The following is a 17189-nucleotide window of genomic DNA, read 5'->3' as shown; positions in this document are numbered from 1 at the left end:
TATGTAAAGCAAGCTAATATAAGAGGAGTAATTATGTTAGAAATAAAGATAAAATTAACTACTGAATCTTGTTGTTTAATTGGCAACCAAACTGAAAGCTTTTCTGTCGGTGGAGTAGATCAGTCTACTACTATAGATGAAAACGGAAGACCTATTATACACGGTTCAGCCTTCAAGGGTGCCTTACGAAATATAGTAAGAGAACTGGAAAAAAAAGAAGGAAATATGGAAGAAACCAAAAAATATGTAAAACGGCTCATAGAGAAAATATTAGAAAACTATAAGAGCGAAGATATTGTTAAGACGGAGAAAATCAAAAAAATGATTTTAAATCTTGAGAAAAAACTTGGTAGCAATGAGCTAAAGGCAGAGTATATCTTCGGAATTGAAGGGGTTAACGGCTTACCAAGGATATTCTGCTCAGATTTTCGTGTTATAGAATCTAAAGATAAGAAGATTGATGATTATTTTTTGATAGATACAAAAACCTGTATAGAAGAGGTAAATGGAAACATAATTAGTAATCCAAGGACTTATAAAGTTATAAAACCGGGTGTGGAATTTGAAGGTATTATCAGATTCTATAATCCCTTTTGTATAACAAATGAAGATGAGATTAAGAAAATAGAAGTTCATATAGAAAAAGAGCTTAAAGATGCATTGAGAATGTTTAATGAGGGAATTTATGGAATAGGTAACTCCAAGTCAAGAGGATATGGACAGATAAGGGTAGCTTTTGACAATGACCAAAAAGAGGGGAAATGTGATGATAAGGTATGAAGTAAAACTTAATAAAATAGGTGAGATGACCACTTTGCCCGATTCTCAAAGGCTTTTCGGTTTCCTAATTAACAATTCCAAAAAGTATTGTTGTGAAGAGGATATAAGTTCCTTTGTGCGAGGTGTAAGACAGCAAGAGCAAAAATGTATGATATCAAATTTGCTTCCAAGCGGATATTATCCCATACCTAAAGAGTTTATTATGCAAAAGATGCAGGGCAGATTGAACAAAAATCAGGAAGAGATTAAAAAGCTTGAAGAAATGCAAATGAAATTGAGGGGGGAAAGTGAAGAGGTTGTACAGAAATTAAGAGAAAAAAATAAAGCAAAAAAGTTAAATAAAGTGCATAAGGATGAATTATATAAAGAAATACAGAGTTGCAAATCACAATTGGAAAAAATAAAAGCGGACTTTAGCAGTAACTCTAAACTTATAAACAGTTTATCTTCGAAAAACATATATGAAACTGTTAAAAGAATGGACTTTATTGAACAAAATCAGTTAAAGGCGCTGTTAAAACTTGGAGAAAGCAAAGATAAAATCAGAGTTGATGATTTATTAAAGTTCAATTATATAAAGAAAAACCGGACTTTTATCCAAAAGTTTCGATTGGAGAATCAGATTAAGCAACTTCCGGGAATACCGAATGTGGCGTATTCACTACCTATTCTTTCCTTTGAGAATCAAAAAGGGGATATTCAAAGACAGTTCAGTTTTTTTGTAGAAGTTAGGGAAGGAACTTGTATCTCAAGTGCATTGGAAGCTATGAACGAAAGACTTGATTCTGCTAAGAAAGGAAAGGATATATTTGAGTATGGAATTCCATGTTTTCTGGGTGGGAAAGCAAGCTCAGGCTACAATGAATATAGAATTTACAGCATTGAAAAGTCAAAAGAAGCTGAAGGTTTGCGACAGGTATTTGCTGATGACAGATATCTCAATATAGGAATGTTATTACCGAATTTTGATAAGATTGATGCACAAATGTCTGTATTGGATATATATACATCTGACAGGAAACCTTTTGAGATTGAATATGAAATACCTAAGGTAATAAGTTTCATAACCACAGGAAGTGTTATCAAACTAAAACAAGATAAAACAGATTTATATGAGGTGGGAAAAAGTATTGATAACAGTAGATACAACCCTATGTATAAGAAAAATGCAATTATTTTCGGTAACTCTTATCTTGTGAAATTGGAGGTGAATTGATGAAACTTGAATTTACAACTATCTCTCCTGTAATCTTGTCACCAAGAATGCAAAAGGCTCTGTATAAAGGTGTTGACTTTAAAGGAATTGATAAGAACACCAAGAATCTAAAAGTAGAAAAATCGGATAATATTAATATTATCTATCCTCTTTATAGCTATGAAGATAGAGACTTATTATCAGAAAAAAGTTTTTCCTATGCAAAGGAGTACCATATTCCTGCATCTTCACTAAAAGGAGCATTATTAGTCGGCAAAAGAGGCGAAAATGAAGATATATTTAGGAGTAAAATCTTATTTAAAGATATAAATATCGGCAAAGAAGATGTGGAATTAAAAAATTTATATAAGTTTCAATATTTATATCAAGAAGCCGAAGGAGAAAATGATAAGGGACAAGCTCAGCCTAATGAAAAACAAAATTTGACATATAAAACTCCTAAGTTTGAGCCGTTTTTCTCGGGTGTAGCAATAGAAATGATAGGAATAAGGAAAAAATTTGAAGGCGAAATTTTACTTAAAGCAGATATATCAGAAGAATTATTAGATAATAAGCTGGAGGAAAACTATTCCATAACTAAAAGAAAACTGGATAATTATATTGATGAAATTAAACAAAGGATAAAAAATATTAATTCGTGGATAAAAGATGGAAAACTGGAAAAAGCTGAGGAAAAAGAAGAAGACTGTATAAATTTGCTTAAGTGTATAGAGCATAATATTGATTCGTTGATTAAAGATGGGAAAAAAATACTTTTTTTAGGAGGCTATAAAGGGATTTTAGGGAGCCTAACAAATAAAGTGGATGAAAATCAAAAAGTTAAAAACGGCTTTTACATTGATGAAGAATCTATGTTGCCATACGGTTTAGTAGAAGTAAAAAGATTTAGAAAGTAGGGATGGATTAAATAGGATGGACAATTGCATATATCTACAATAATTTTAACGAGGTAAAAAAAGTGTGGAAAAAATAAAACCACTTGGCAAAAGAATCTTGTATTATAGTCATGGAAAGCATACTGACAGTAGCTTTTTATAGCTTTACATTATAAGTACGCATAGAGCAAAAAAGTCATAGAACTAGAACTTATCATTCTAATCCTACGACTTTTTATTTTTACAACTCTCAGGAATATCATCTGACCAAGGTAATAAGAGTGAAGCATCTTCACCTGACTGTATGGTATCAAAAACAAATGTAAGATATTTTTGTGGTATCAGGTTATTAAGTATTGCACTTTGAATTACACTATATATCAATGTAGATGCATTAGCTCCGTTAGGTGTATTCGCAAATAGACAATTAGACCTACCTATAACAAATGGCCTCACACTTTGTTCAGCAAGATTATTACTTAATTGTATTCTTGCATCCTTTAGAAAGTTCTCTAAGTACTCTTTTTGATTTATTGCATAAGTAATAGCCTTCCCAATTAAACTCTTAGGAAGGATTTTTGATTATATTTGTGAAATTCAACTATAGAACTCATCAAGTACTTGTTTGGACTTGATTTTTCTCATTTCCAGTCGCTTTTCCAATGTAAGAGCGGATTCATCTGCCTTATCTTCCAAGCGGAATAGTTTCCTTAGATAAGTCTCCCCTTTGGCCAAGTGTATATTTATACAATACTGCAGGATGTGTATTGTATTTGCTTGTTCTATACACACATACATATGACTTGCTTCCTGCTTACTTTCCGGGTTCATGTAATACCTCCAGGACGGTTTTATCTGCGTGGAGTAGTGTCTCATTTAGTAGACTAAGCTTTATTTGCTCATATATAGGCTTTAGAAGATTAGCTCATTTTATGATCCAATTAGATAAATTTTGTCTTTATATCTCAAAGCCTAATCTTTTAAACTCTTGCTCAATTATCTAATTTATATTCAACTATCTCAGCAGGAATGTCATTAAACTTACTTCCCTTTTTAGCTTTTCTTCTTTTACGCTCAGGTATAATACTCTCCTGTGGTGGCTCACTTTGAATTAGCTCTCTAAATGTTTCAGCCTCATTGAAGATATCAAAAAGAGAAAGTTGTCCATCAATAGCTTTTTCGCTTGATTTGCCAAATTTCTCTTTTGCTTTTAATTTCAATTGCTCCATATACCAATTATTTAATTTATTTAACTTAGCAATCTGTTCTCTCTTTTCTTTTTTTACTTTTTCTAAAGTCTCAATCTCTTTGTCATTTTCTTTTTACTTTTTCTAAAGTCTTAATCTCTTTGTCTTTATCCTGTAATATAGCCTTAAGTCCGGCAATTTCTGCTTGCAATTCATCTATAGTTTTCATTTTACTGGACATCCAAATCTCAAATATTTATGTAAAGATTATACTATAAAATCTATGGTAAATCCATTAAAATCAACACTTTTTGAAGACTTCACTACGCTTTATTTTTTGTTTTATTCCCGGTGCCATGATTATATTTTTCAAGTCATCTATTAATAAATCCATAGTGATTTCTGTATCACTTTGTGACGGCCAAACCACATGTCCTTTTTTATCCTATCTCTCGCTCAGCTAGTCCATTTATATTTTTCCTCATATCAGTAGCACCACAAGAAAGAATTACACGATAGTTGTCATAGTTAAACATTTATTTTATTCACCACATTGATCACCTTTGCAAGTAGTTCAAGATCAGTATATCTATCCACTAAGATGTTGACAGCACCTATCTCCATCTTTAGGGTCTTGCCAGCTTGTGTTGTCTTGATTTCAATAAATTTAACATCCTTAGAGTACTTTGATTTCTTATCATGTTTACTCACCCATCTTGTGACTGTTGAAATAGGTAATCCATTCTTCCTAGCCCAGCTTGCGATACTTAATCCACTATTTTTAAACTTCTCAATCAATTGCTCTTTTTCTTCTTTAGGATATTTAGCCATAGGCACCTCCACATATTTAGTATAAGCTTATTTTATAGTGTAGGTGTATTTATTGGGAGGTGTACTTGAATTGACGCTTACACATTTTTCAAATAATATTTGAATATAACCAGATTGGAAAATAATGTGTTCATGGTCGCATTTTGTGACCATGAAAGTTTATAATTTAATATACCGGATCAGAATATAAAACTATCACATTGACAATCGAATAAATGTTCGATACAATCTGAATATATTTGGAATTGAAATATAAAACTTAACACAGTATTTGGAATAGTAAATATACTATTTGACTTGATTATAGGAGGGCAAATATTTAAGTGGGCAAAAAACTTGAAATCAATTATTGACAAAAATACTCCGGGCAATTGCCCTGTTTGTAATAGTATAAATACAGATTATTCAATGTATATAATAGATGATAAGACAAATATGGTTATATTTTATTAAAATGTACATTGGCATCAGAGAGACATTGTGATTGGCTGATATATGGTAAAGCTAAACTAAAAATTTAATAAATTAATCAAAGAGGTATAATTTTGAGAGTAATTGTTTGTGGAGGCAGAAATTTTCAGGACAGGGAATTTTGCTTTGAAAAGCTTGATGAGATTATTGGACAATTAGATAATGTTGAAATCGTATCCGGTCATGCAAAAGGAGCAGACACATTAGGTGAAGAGTATGCCTTGAAAAACTCGCTGAAGGTGTCTGTGTTTAAACCTGATTGGAAGAAATATGGCAGAGGTGCAGGACCGGTAAGAAATAAGGAGATGTATAAGTACGCCTTAGAAGATGAGCCGATGATTATCGCATTTTGGGATGGTGAGAGTAAGGGTACAAAAAGTATGATAGATATTGCATCAAAAGACGGTGCAAAAGTTCATGTGGTAGAGATTTAAAATTATTTTACATTCATATCCCCTTTGTTTTGCATCTATTATTGTGCTAATATATCAGAAAATAAATTTTATAAAGAATAAGTATACTCGTATGAAAATTCAAATACAGGGTATATGGGAGATATTTATGTACAAGATATTTGTATACGGAACTTTGAAATCTGAATACCTACAAAATAAACTCTTAGGGCATACTTTAGAATCATATGAAGCAAGGCTTGAGGGATATTCTACAAATACAGGTGAGAAGTATTTCAATGTGGTTCCTAATGCAGGGGGATGTGTTAAGGGAAGAGTTTTACTTGTAGACAAAAAAGATATGTTATATATAGACCAATGGGAAGTTATTCCGATGTATATAAAAGCGGAAGTAGAGGTACATTCTAAGTTTGGTTATGAGAGAGTCTATATTTATATAAAGAAGGACAAGGAAGAAAAGATAAACTTACAGGATAATGTTGAGAATATGTGCAATAATGAGGATCTGGAAGGTACTATTGATGAGTTTGAGGGTGCCAGAGATATGGAGTTTCCGGTATGTGATATTTATCTAAATTATCTGATAGATATTAAAGCATGTGATTTCAGTAAGATTGAAAAAAAGCAGGATATATTCACTGAAAAAGTTAAAGACATAATTAAGGATAAAGAGTTTTCATTTCTGGGATATGAGTACTTGACCTATCAAAGTGCGGAAAAACAGATAAATGTAAGGGTATCGCTTTATTGCATAAGTGACGATAAAAATGCTATATTGAGCGTTATGCTGCCGGTTTCAACATGTAATCCGACAAAACTTTGGGAGAAGTCTTCTACCGAGAAACTGGAGGTAGAGGGTAGAGGCTTTGCAGAATATTTAGATTCAAAATATAATATTAAAGTATTAGATGAACCGAAGATTATCATATTTTCATCCGGTGAAATTAATGAGTCAAAAAGACTTGAAGTTTTCTCAGTCGAAAAGGCCGCTAATATAGAGTTTGATATTGGTAAAGCGGCAAATACAGATATATCAAAAAACAAAGATATGAAAATCTATGAATCAGAGAATGTAAAAATAGAAATACCGAATAACTTCGAGGTCTGCTATATCGATAGATTAAAATCTCTTATACAGACTTTATCTGTATAACTTTATATATAAAAATATGTTAAAATAGCCTATATCTATAAATAAGGAGTACACTATGTTGGAAGTAGGAATAAAGGGACAAAGAGAAACTATTGTAACAAAGCAAAATACTGCAGCAGGTATAGGAAGTGGAAGTCTGGAGGTGTTTTCCACACCGATTATGATACTTTTGATGGAAGAGTGCTGCTTTATGAGTGTTGATGATAAGCTGGATGAGGGGTTTACTACAGTAGGCATTTCGGTAAATGTAAAGCATTTATCAGCCACACCGCTTGGAATGAAGGTCGAGATAAAGTCTGAGCTTATAAAAGTGGATGGAAGAGCTCTTACATTTAAGGTTGAGGCATATGATGAAAAGGGACTTATAGGTGAAGGAATTCATGAAAGATTCATTGTAAATAATGAAAAGTTTCAGGCAAAGACTGACAGTAAGTCAGATAAATAAGTTAAGGTGCAGAAGGGCAAAACCTGCTGCACTTTTTTCATTTTAAGACTATCTTTATTGGAGGTATAATCGTTTTATGGTAGTATAGGCTAAAAGGAGGAGTATATGAAAAAGAGTTTTATATATTTGATTCCTGCAATCTTTTTATTGGCAGGATGTGGAAAGAAAATTTCAATAACGATTAATTCAAATGAAAGTACAGTGGCTGAGAGTTCTGCAAAAGAAAGCATTCAGGAAACTGAAGTAAAAGTACAAAAGGATGTGGATAGTTTAAAGGCACATGTTTATTACAAAATAGCAGATGACGGAAATACAATACCTCAACTTAGTGTAGAGGGAAATGAAAAGTTTAATGATATTGTAAATAAAATAAATAATGATTGGGTAGGCGGATATTATCCAAGGATAAATCTGACTCGTACCGATACAAGTGTTTTCAGTGCATTGCTGGCTACCACTGTAATGAATGGAAGTACTGATACAAAAGAACTGCTTAGAGGGGTAAATATAGACTCAAATACAGGTAAGGAGCTTAAGATAGATGATGTATTAAAGGATCCCGTCGGGCTATATGATAGGATTGAAAAGGATAATTACCTTGCAGATGAATATGGAGAAGACATAGAGGGACTTAGTGATAAGCTAAAGACTGTTTTGACAAACCCTGATGCTTTCAATTTGGGAGCGAATGATAAGGCCGATCTGGCGTGGACACTAAGTAGCGGTGGTATGATGATTTATATGACCACAAAGGGTGAATACGGAGAAAGGATAGTTTCCATACCTTTGGAGTATGCAATATATGGTGAGTTTTTCAATGAAGACATACTAAGATTGCCAAAGGACTATGCTTTTGAAATACCTACAGACAAAGAGATAAAGATAAATCTTGACGGTAAAATCAGATCTGTGAAAATAGAACAAGATATTGATGAGTATTTTATGTTAAAGGAAATAGATGTAACAATTGACGGTGAAAAAAGCACATATGAGGAAGGTGCAAGCTATGGAATTTCTAAGGCAAGTGTGGTGAAAAAAGGAGATAATGCCTATCTTTACATTGAATTGCAGTATGACAATGATTATAACAGTATATCAATTATTGATTTGAATAATAAATCTGAAAAGATGGAGATACAGGAGAGTTTTGCAGATACTTCTCTTTTAAATCCGGATGAATTTTATCTTGGAAACAGAATTTATACTATAAGTACTTTGGGTATAGAGGGAAGATATACTCTGGATAATAAAGGAATGCCAAAGCTTTTGGAAAATTATTATAATATTACAACACCTATCAGGCTAACTACTAAAATTGATATAAAGGGCAAAAAGATGGACGGTATAAACGGAAAAGAACTTGGGGACTATGATATTCCTACCGGAACTTTACTTGTTCCCATGGGTACTGATAATAAAACTTTTACAGATTATACCACTTCGGACGGAGTAATTGTTCGCATACCTATGCGAGGAGCCGAAGAATATGGCTTTATGATAGAGGGCCGGAATGTAGAAGATGTATTTGACGGTACAATCTTTGCAGGATAGTGATATGTTGGGAGGTCAAATAATCATTCATGTAGATATGGATGCTTTTTATGCTTCTGTAGAAATGAGAGATGATAAAACTCTTATAGATAAGCCGCTTATCATAGGTTCTATGCCAAATGAAAGGGGAGTTGTATCAACTTGTAATTATGAAGCGAGAAAATATGGTATACGTTCGGGTATGAATATCAAGGAGGCGTTTAAGCGTTGTCCTAAGGGAGTATTTATGCACCCAAACTTTGATAAATATATCAAGGTATCAAATCAGCTACATGAGATATTGGAAAGTTATACTGATAGAGCAGAATATATAGCTTTAGATGAGGGCTATATTGACCTGACCGGAAAGGTGAATTCATGGGAGCAAGCAAGAAAAATAGGACATGAAATCAAAAAGAGGGTAAGGGAGGAGCTCTCTCTTACTTGTTCTGTCGGTTTGGCATATTCAAAGACTGCGGCAAAGACTGCAAGTGAAGAGAAAAAGCCGGATGGATATTTTGAAATACCAAGTAGAGAAGATTTTGTAACATTGGTACTTGATAGAAATGTAAAATCACTGTATACAGTAGGAGAAAAGACTGCCAAAAAGCTTCATTTATATGGTATTGATACAGTAAGGGATCTGCAAAACAAAAGCAATGAAGTGAAAATATTTATGGGAAAACAGGGGGAATATCTGGTTGACCTGGCTTTTGGATTTGATGACAGGAAGGTGACGCCATATAGAGAGGAGGATACCAAGTCTATAAGTAAGGAGTTTACATTTCAAAAGGATGTATCAAGCTTTAAACTCTTAGATGATGTACTTTTTATTTTGTCTTTTCGTGTAGCGGGAAGAGCAAAGAGACTTGGGCTTTATGGAGAAGGTGTTTCTCTTAAAATCACCTATTCCAATATGAAGAGTATTACAAGATCCATGATTATAAGTGAAAGCACAAATGATGCCTATACCATATATGAAAATGCGAGCAAGCTTCTAAAGAATGTATCAAAGGGTGAAGTAAGACTGGTTGGGACCGGACTTTACCACTTGAGGGAGGAAGATGGAAGACAGCTTAGTTTTGCCGATATTTTTTCTACACAAAAGGATATGATAAAAGAGAAGATTCAAAGCAAGTGGCAGAAGATGAGCATGTATTATAAAATAGATTTTGATGAAATAAAGGACATGCAAAATAGTATAAAGGTGTATGATTATATAGAGCAAATGAGGGAAGTAATGGTCTCTATGCAAAAATATAACAGTTAAAATTGCGAGTAATATTTTGTGATATAATATTACCCTAATAATATCTGAAAGGATCAAATATGAGAACTTTTGACGAACAGGCTATAGTTTCTATAGCACCTAATGCGAATGCGGTTTCAAACGGCAGAAAGCTGTCATCCGGAAACAGTTTTGTAAAAAGAATGAAGTCGGCTGATGACAGCCTCTATTTTGGTGAGTGTAAAGGTAGTGGAAAGAGTAATTATAATGTTTCCATAGACTTTGAAAAAGAGGGTGAACCGGTGTTCAGATGCTCCTGCCCAAGCAGACAGTTTCCATGTAAACATGCTATAGGCTTGATGTTTGATATGAAAGAGGGCAAGAGCTTTGAAACGGCTGAGATTCCTCAGGATATCTTGGATAAGAGAGAAAAGATAGAGGCAAGAGAAAAGAAAAAGGCTGAGAAGGAAATTGAAAAGGAACAAAATCCTGACAAGCCAAAGAAGACAAGTGCAGCTTCAAAGGCGGCTAAAACAAAGAAGATAAAGAAGCAGATTGAGGGCTTGGATATGTTAAAAGATGTTATGGATCAAATAACAAGTTCAGGTGTAGCAGCTTGTGCAGATAAGGCGTTTGATAAAAAGTATGATGAACTGGCAAAACAGCTTGGAGATTACTATTTGCCGGGAGTACAGATAATATTTAAGAGGTTTTTGAAATCTTTAAGAACTATAAAGAATGAAGAGTTTATAGAAGAAATAATAAATAATTATCCTAAGAGTTATATAGATGAGTTAAAAAATGATTATCAAAATGACTATGCTGAAGAGTATTTATTATCTTTGACAGTCAAGGAGCTGACAAAGCTTAGGTATATCGAGAAGAGAGCAAGAGATTATCTTAATAAAAAACTTGAAAGTGATACTACGGATGCTGATGATAATGTACTTTATGAGGCACTTGGAGGTATCTGGAAGCTTGAGGAACTTGGAGAAATAGGTCTTAAAAAGGATAATGTATCACTGGTTGAGTTAAGCTTTATATCAGAGTTTGATGATGTAAAAGCGGAATATACGGATAAGGGATATTGGATAGATCTTGATAACGGAGAGATAAATTATACAGCCAATTACTGTCCTCTAAAGGCTAAAAAGTATATTCAAAGAGATGACAGCTTTTTTGGTAAAAAGTTTGTTGAAAAGCTTTATTTCTATCCTGCTAATGAAGGAGAAAACAGAAGAATTCGCTATGAAAGCAGCAGAGATGAGGATTTAGATATATCTGATATCAAAAAGATAAGAAGTTTTGCAAAAAAGAATATATCGGAGTTTTTAAAGCCGGCTAAAAATGTATTGAAAGCTACTTTATCAGATAATGCCTACGGAGTGCTTTTTGAGTTTGCAAAGATAGGTACAAACGGTAGTGATGTTGTGGTAGAGGATAAAGAAGGAAAGCAGATCTTACTAAGGGCTATGGCAAAGGACAAAACAGCTATGAGTTCAATGTTTGGACTTCCAAATGTAGACTATCTTAAAAACCAGGTACTGTTCGGATTGGCGCATTATGACTCAAGATTGAAGCAGATATGTATAGAACCAAGAAGTATTATCACAGATGATAAAATACTAAGATTGGCATATTAAGGGAGGTTATTATGAATTTGGATATTTTATATAAATTACAGGCACAATTAAGAAACAGCATAATAACAGGTAGCTCTCTTATAAAAGAAGACTTCAGACTAAAAAAGTGCGTAGATGATATGGAATCTTTATCAAAGCTTGCACCGGTATTTGCTCAGATAAAAAAGCAGGCAGAGGAGCTGTTTGTATGTGATGATCCGGGTGAGAAGACACTTGATCTTCTTGCACTGGTGGATGCGGTACTTGAAACTCAGGCAGGTATATACGAAAATGTAGAGCTTTCTGATATTGAAAAAAGCTGCGGAAGGGTAAATGGCAATTATTCTTATAAGATGCTTGAGCCTATTATAACTGCACTTACTACAACGGGAAGCGGCAGATGGGATGTATTGGTGGAAGCCAGAAAAGAAAACCCTGATATCTTCTTAGACTACAGAATATTGCCAAAGTTTATTGACGGATTGGGTGACGGATACAGCGAGATCTCATTTATGATCGGAAGATGGATTATGGAATATGGCAAGATGATGATAGAGCCTTTAAAAAAGGGCTTTGACCCTATGGGAAAGAGTGAAATGTATCTAAGACTTGATATTATCTCAGACCTTGCGAAAGAAAAAGAGAATGATTTGTACTTATCTCTTATAAATACTGAGACAAGGAAGGATATAAGAAAAAGGGCTATACGTTCTTTGAAGTATAGTGAAGATAATATAGACTTTTTGATAGAACTTGCAACAACAGCTGATAAGGCAAGCAAGAATGATGCGATAGAAACTCTAAAGACATTTAAGAATCCGAAGGCAGTTGAATTTCTGAAAACTGTAGAAGTGAAGAAAAAATAAAAGGTGATAGATATGAGCGAAGAATTACAAAGACTCCCTGCGGAGGTCATGTTCCAAAAAGAAATAGATGCACTTATTGCAGCTGAAAAGAATCCTATTCCTACGGGATGGAAGATGTCACCAAAGTCTGTACTTACTTATATTATGGGTGGTGAGTGCAATGGTGTGGAGATAATGCCTAAGTATATAGGAAATAAAAGAATAGTTGAGATTGCCATAGCTACTTTGGTAACAGACAGAGCACTTCTTTTGATAGGTGAGCCCGGTACTGCAAAGTCGTGGCTTTCAGAACATCTTTGTGCGGCTATAAACGGTAACTCTACCTGTGTTATACAGGGAACTGCCGGAACTACAGAGGAGCAGATAAGATACTCATGGAATTATGCAATGCTTATTGCAGAAGGTCCAAGTGATAAGGCTATAATAAAAAGTCCTATTTTTGAGGCTATGGAAGAGGGCAAGATAGCAAGATTTGAGGAGATTTCACGTTGTGCTTCAGAAGTGCAGGATGCTTTGATTTCTATTCTTTCAGAAAAAAGAATTTCCATTCCGGAACTTTCTAAAGAGAGTGCGGCTAAAAAGGGATTTTCTATAATAGCCACAGCCAATACCAGAGACCGTGGTGTAAATGATATGAGTGCGGCTCTAAAGAGAAGATTTAATATAGTGGTGCTTCCAAGTCCTAATACTCTTGAAGAGGAGATGGATATAGTAAAGACCAGAATCGAGAAGCTTTCAGAGGGTATGGCATTGCTTTCAAAGGTGCCTGAGGCTGAGGTAATAAAGAAGGTTTGTACAATATTTAGAGAGCTTAGACATGGTGAGACCTTAGACGGAAAGCAAAAGATAAAATCTACAGCAAATGTACTTTCTACAGCAGAGGCTATATCTTTACTTACAAACAGTATGTCTTTGGCAGGAAGCTTTGGAAACGGAGAGATAAGTGATGCCGATCTGGCAGCAGGACTTCAGGGTGCAATAGTAAAAGAGGATTCTAAGGACTCAAAAGTTTGGGAAGAGTACCTTGAAAATATAATGAAAAAGCGTGGAAAAGAGTGGATCGGACTCTACAATGAGTGTAGGATGCTCAATGGCTAGGAGGCAGCCATGAAAACTTTTGGAATTAGACATTTTTCACCTGCAGGAGCTTATTTTATAAGAGAATTCTTAAATGAAATAAAGCCTGATTTGGTTCTTATAGAGGGACCGGCAGATTTTGATTTTTTGATAGATGATATTGTCTCAAAAAAACTTGTTCCACCATTTGCGATTATGGCATATACAAAGGAAGCGCCTATTGATACAATACTCTATCCTTTTGCAGAATATTCACCTGAGTATCAGGCCATTCTTTGGGCAAGAGAAAATAATAAGGAATGCCGATTTTTTGATTTGGAATCTGATATAATGCTTGGATTTGAAAGAACAGATGATGATACCAAAGATGAAGAGAGGATTTCTAAAGAACCTGAAAAAAATAAATCTGATGTGGATATGGAAGGCTTTTGGGAGAGAAACTTAGAGCAGAGTGAGAATATGGATGCCTACAGAGCCGGAAGTGCTTTGTTTGGTGAAAGCCTTAGAAAAGATACAAAACCGGATGACAAATCTTTTGCAAGAGATATAATTCGTGAAAGCTTTATGAAAAGGAAGATAAAGGAATATATAGCAAAGGGTTTTGATACGGAAAAGATAGTGGCCATAACAGGTGCTTTTCATACATCAGCTATTGAAAAACTTGACGGAGCAATGACTGATAAGGAATATAAGGGATTAGAAAGGAGAGAATCCAATATCACCTTGATGCCATATTCATACTACAGACTCAGTAAAAGAACAGGTTATGGTGCCGGAAATGCTGCACCGGCCTACTATGAACTGCTTTGGCAGGGATTTGTAATTAATGATATTACTTTACATGAAAGACAGTATCTGAGTAGCTTGGCAAAGTATATGAGAGAACATGGCGGTATAGTTTCATCAGCACAGGTAATAGAGGCAACAAGGCTGGCAAGAGAACTTGCCATTATACGTGGTGGCTCCATTCCTACACTTGAGGATTTGAAGGATGCGAGCATTACCTGTATGGGTAGTGGAAGCTTCGGAGAGCTGGCAATGGGATTTGCTGAAACCGATATAGGCAAAAAAATAGGCAGTGTTCCTCAGGATGCTATGCAGACGTCTATACAGAGTGATTTCACTAATAAACTTAAACAGTTAAAACTTGAAAAGTATAAAGAACTTGTAGCAACCCCATTGCAGCTTGATTTAAGAGAAAACTTAAGGGTAAAGTCAGAAGAAAGTGCTTTTCTTGATTTGAACAGATCTTTTTTCCTCTATAGACTTGTTGTACTTGGAATTGATTTTGCTAAGATCAAAAAAAGCAATCAGGATAATGCAACATGGGCAGAGAACTGGATACTGCAATGGACACCCGAAGCTGAAATACAGATAGTGGAAAGTGTATTAAAGGGAGATACTATCTTAGATGCTGTAGCATTTGTTTTGGGTGAGAAGCTTTCTGAGGCTACAAAGATATCAGAAATAGCAAAAGTTATAGAAGCAGCATTTAACTGTGGATTGCCAAAAATAGTAGAGGGTGCAGGAAGAAGTCTTGATGAAATGGCAAATGGTGCTATATCAATGAATGATATAGCAGATACCGTAAGTAAACTTTCAAATATGATCTCATTTGGAGATATCAGAAAACTGGATAGAAAACCTTTAGAGCCTATTGTAAAAAGACTTTGTATCAGAGCTTCACTTATGTTAGTTGGAGAATCGGCATGTGATGATATAGCTGCAGCCACATTAGCAGAGGATATTCAAAAAATACATAGTGTTTTTATGATGCAGGAATTTTTGGATGAGAGTTTTTGGCTTGATAAGCTTATAGAACTTTCAAACAGAGATGATTTGAATACAAAAATATCAGGACTTGCCACAGCAATACTTCTGGATGCAGGTAAGATAGATGAACCTACTCTTAGAATGGAGGTTTCAAGAAGACTTTCTATGGGCATGCCGGCAGAGCTTGGTGCAAATTGGTTTGCAGGATTGTCTATGAGAAATCATTATGCTCTTATAGGAAGGCTTACACTCTGGGAGAGTCTTAGTGAATATTTGGATACTCTGGATGAAGAGGAATTTAGACGTTCAGCGGTATTTTTAAGAAGAGCCTTTGTAGAATACAGTGCAAAGGAAAAGGATATGATTGCGGAGAATCTCGGTGAAATATGGGGACTCAATGCACAGGCGGTAAGCGAAATAGTCAACTCTGAGATAAAGGAAGTGGATACCGAGATACTTGAAGACTTTGATTTTGGAGACTTTTAGGAGATATAAATGGATACAAAGGACAGACTGAGGCGTTGGAGGCTGATACTTGGGTCTGAGGCTGAAAAAAGAATTGAAGGTATGGATGGCGGCAATGCCCTCAGTCAGGAAGATCTTATGATGGATATGGCTCTGGATGCTATCTATAATAGGGATATGAAATTCAGCTTCGGAGGAGGAGCCGGAAAAGGTGCTTCAAGTCCACAGATAAGCAGATGGCTTGGAGATGTGAGAACACTTTTTGATAAGGACCTTGTAAAGATCATTCAGGCTGATGCTATGGAAAGATGTGGATTAAAACAGCTTATATTTGAGCCTGAGCTTTTAAACAATATAGAACCTGATATGCAAATGGCAAGTATGATACTTACTCTAAAAGATCAGATACCGAAACAGAGTAAGGAAAGTGCAAGAGAATTTATCAGAAAAATAGTGGAACAGATAAATGCTTTGCTTGAAACGGATTTAAAAAGAGCGGTTACTGCAAGTATTAACAGGAAGCTGCATTCACCTATACCGTCAGCATCTGCACTTGACTTTCAAACTACAATAAGGAAGGGTATCAAAGATTATAATGTAAAGCTGAAGAAGATTATTCCACAAAAGTATTATTTCTTTGAAAGAAGTGCTACAACTGCCGCCAATAAATATACTGTAATTTTAGATATTGACCAGAGCGGTTCTATGGGAGAGTCGGTAATATATTCATCTATAATGAGCTGTATACTGGCAAGTATGAGTGCTATAAAGACAAGGGTAGTGGCTTTTGATACCAATATAGTGGATCTGAGTGAGAAATGTGAGGACCCTATTGATTTGCTTTTTGGATTTACTCTGGGTGGAGGAACAGATATTGAAAAATCCATAAAATACTGCAGTAAATATATAGAGAATCCTAAAAAGACTATTTTCTTTTTGATTTCAGATCTTGAAGAGGGTGGAAATCGTGCAGGACTTCTTAGAAGACTGACTCAGATGAAGGAAGACGGTGTAATTGTGATCTGTTTGCTTGCAATATCAGATGACGGAAAGCCTTTTTATGATGCGAACATGGCAGGGAAAATTGCCGCTCAGGGAATTCCTTGTTTTGCGGCAGCACCTCAGATGTTACCAAGACTACTTGAAAAAGCAATGAAAAATGAGGACCTTAGTGAGTTTGCAAACAGTAATATGGGAGCCGGGAAATAAAGAGCGATAATCAAAGAAAAGTTTTATTTTAGGAGAAAAAATGAGAAA

General features: G+C 34.8%; 16 protein-coding genes. 13 read left to right on the top strand and 3 right to left on the bottom strand.

Annotated features, from left to right (window positions below; translation table 11 throughout):
• The first annotated feature begins 33 nt into the window (after window positions 1–33).
• From EHV10_RS01410 to EHV10_RS01400, 3 genes are read left to right on the top strand one after another with little or no spacing between them, the layout of a single operon-like run.
• Complete coding sequence (locus EHV10_RS01410; protein WP_128673089.1) at window positions 34–780, top strand: RAMP superfamily CRISPR-associated protein; 747 nt, start codon at window positions 34–36, stop codon at window positions 778–780.
• Window positions 767–1996 carry a coiled-coil domain-containing protein gene (locus EHV10_RS01405; protein WP_128673088.1) on the top strand — a complete coding sequence of 410 codons (1230 nt, stop codon included), beginning with the start codon at window positions 767–769 and terminating at the stop codon, window positions 1994–1996. The genes EHV10_RS01410 and EHV10_RS01405 overlap by 14 nt, the downstream gene beginning before the upstream one ends.
• Entirely contained in the window at window positions 1996–2892 is an 897-nt protein-coding gene (locus EHV10_RS01400) for a hypothetical protein (protein WP_128673087.1), read from the top strand. Before EHV10_RS01405 ends, EHV10_RS01400 begins: the two co-directional genes overlap by 1 nt.
• Window positions 2893–3096: 204 nt before the next feature.
• Here the strand turns inward: EHV10_RS01400 and EHV10_RS01395 are convergent, their stop codons facing one another.
• From EHV10_RS01395 to tnpA, 3 genes are all read right to left on the bottom strand, one after another.
• Complete coding sequence (locus EHV10_RS01395; protein ID WP_128673086.1) at window positions 3097–3447, bottom strand: IS66 family transposase; 351 nt, start codon at window positions 3445–3447, stop codon at window positions 3097–3099.
• A gap of 416 nt (window positions 3448–3863) precedes the next feature.
• The gene (locus tag EHV10_RS01390) at window positions 3864–4100 is read right to left on the bottom strand and encodes an IS66 family transposase (RefSeq protein ID WP_128673085.1); all 237 of its coding nucleotides are present in this window, start codon (window positions 4098–4100) and stop codon (window positions 3864–3866) included.
• Window positions 4101–4586: 486 nt separating this feature from the next.
• Complete coding sequence (gene tnpA / locus EHV10_RS01385; RefSeq protein ID WP_128673084.1) at window positions 4587–4889, bottom strand: IS66 family insertion sequence element accessory protein TnpA; 303 nt, start codon at window positions 4887–4889, stop codon at window positions 4587–4589.
• Window positions 4890–5434: 545 nt separating this feature from the next.
• Between tnpA and EHV10_RS01380 the strand changes: the two genes are divergently transcribed.
• The 10 genes from EHV10_RS01380 to EHV10_RS01335 all read left to right on the top strand — a co-directional run bounded on the left by EHV10_RS01380 (window position 5435) and on the right by EHV10_RS01335 (window position 17141).
• Entirely contained in the window at window positions 5435–5794 is a 360-nt protein-coding gene (locus EHV10_RS01380) for a DUF2493 domain-containing protein (protein WP_207667111.1), read from the top strand.
• A gap of 127 nt (window positions 5795–5921) precedes the next feature.
• Window positions 5922–6926 (top strand): gamma-glutamylcyclotransferase family protein, encoded by a 1005-nt coding sequence (locus EHV10_RS01375; RefSeq protein ID WP_128673082.1) that lies wholly within the window; start codon window positions 5922–5924, stop codon window positions 6924–6926.
• Window positions 6927–6981: 55 nt separating this feature from the next.
• On the top strand, window positions 6982–7371 hold the full coding sequence (locus tag EHV10_RS01370; protein WP_128673081.1) for a thioesterase family protein: 390 nt from the start codon (window positions 6982–6984) through the stop codon (window positions 7369–7371).
• Window positions 7372–7476: 105 nt separating this feature from the next.
• Window positions 7477–8922: a hypothetical protein gene (locus EHV10_RS01365; RefSeq protein WP_128673080.1), complete on the top strand. Its 1446-nt coding sequence runs from the start codon at window positions 7477–7479 to the stop codon at window positions 8920–8922.
• A gap of 4 nt (window positions 8923–8926) precedes the next feature.
• Entirely contained in the window at window positions 8927–10171 is a 1245-nt protein-coding gene (dinB, locus tag EHV10_RS01360; RefSeq protein WP_128673079.1) for a DNA polymerase IV, read from the top strand.
• Window positions 10172–10230: 59 nt separating this feature from the next.
• Window positions 10231–11772: an SWIM zinc finger family protein gene (locus tag EHV10_RS01355; protein WP_128673078.1), complete on the top strand. Its 1542-nt coding sequence runs from the start codon at window positions 10231–10233 to the stop codon at window positions 11770–11772.
• 11 nt (window positions 11773–11783) lie between these two features.
• Window positions 11784–12617, top strand: coding sequence for a HEAT repeat domain-containing protein (locus EHV10_RS01350; RefSeq protein ID WP_128673077.1), 834 nt, complete (start codon window positions 11784–11786; stop codon window positions 12615–12617).
• 12 nt (window positions 12618–12629) lie between these two features.
• Window positions 12630–13715 carry an ATP-binding protein gene (locus EHV10_RS01345; protein ID WP_128673076.1) on the top strand — a complete coding sequence of 362 codons (1086 nt, stop codon included), beginning with the start codon at window positions 12630–12632 and terminating at the stop codon, window positions 13713–13715.
• Between the two features lie 9 nt (window positions 13716–13724).
• Window positions 13725–15953, top strand: coding sequence for a DUF5682 family protein (locus EHV10_RS01340; RefSeq protein WP_128673075.1), 2229 nt, complete (start codon window positions 13725–13727; stop codon window positions 15951–15953).
• Between the two features lie 9 nt (window positions 15954–15962).
• Window positions 15963–17141, top strand: a complete 1179-nt coding sequence (locus EHV10_RS01335; protein ID WP_128673074.1) for a VWA domain-containing protein — start codon at window positions 15963–15965, stop codon at window positions 17139–17141.
• The last annotated feature ends 48 nt before the right edge of the window (window positions 17142–17189 follow it).

It is taken from the genome of Lachnoanaerobaculum gingivalis, from assembly GCF_003862475.1.
Lineage (GTDB): Bacteria > Bacillota > Clostridia > Lachnospirales > Lachnospiraceae > Lachnoanaerobaculum > Lachnoanaerobaculum gingivalis.
The sequence above is the reverse complement of the archived record's forward strand: the minus strand, read 5'-3'. Positions and strand labels throughout refer to the sequence as shown.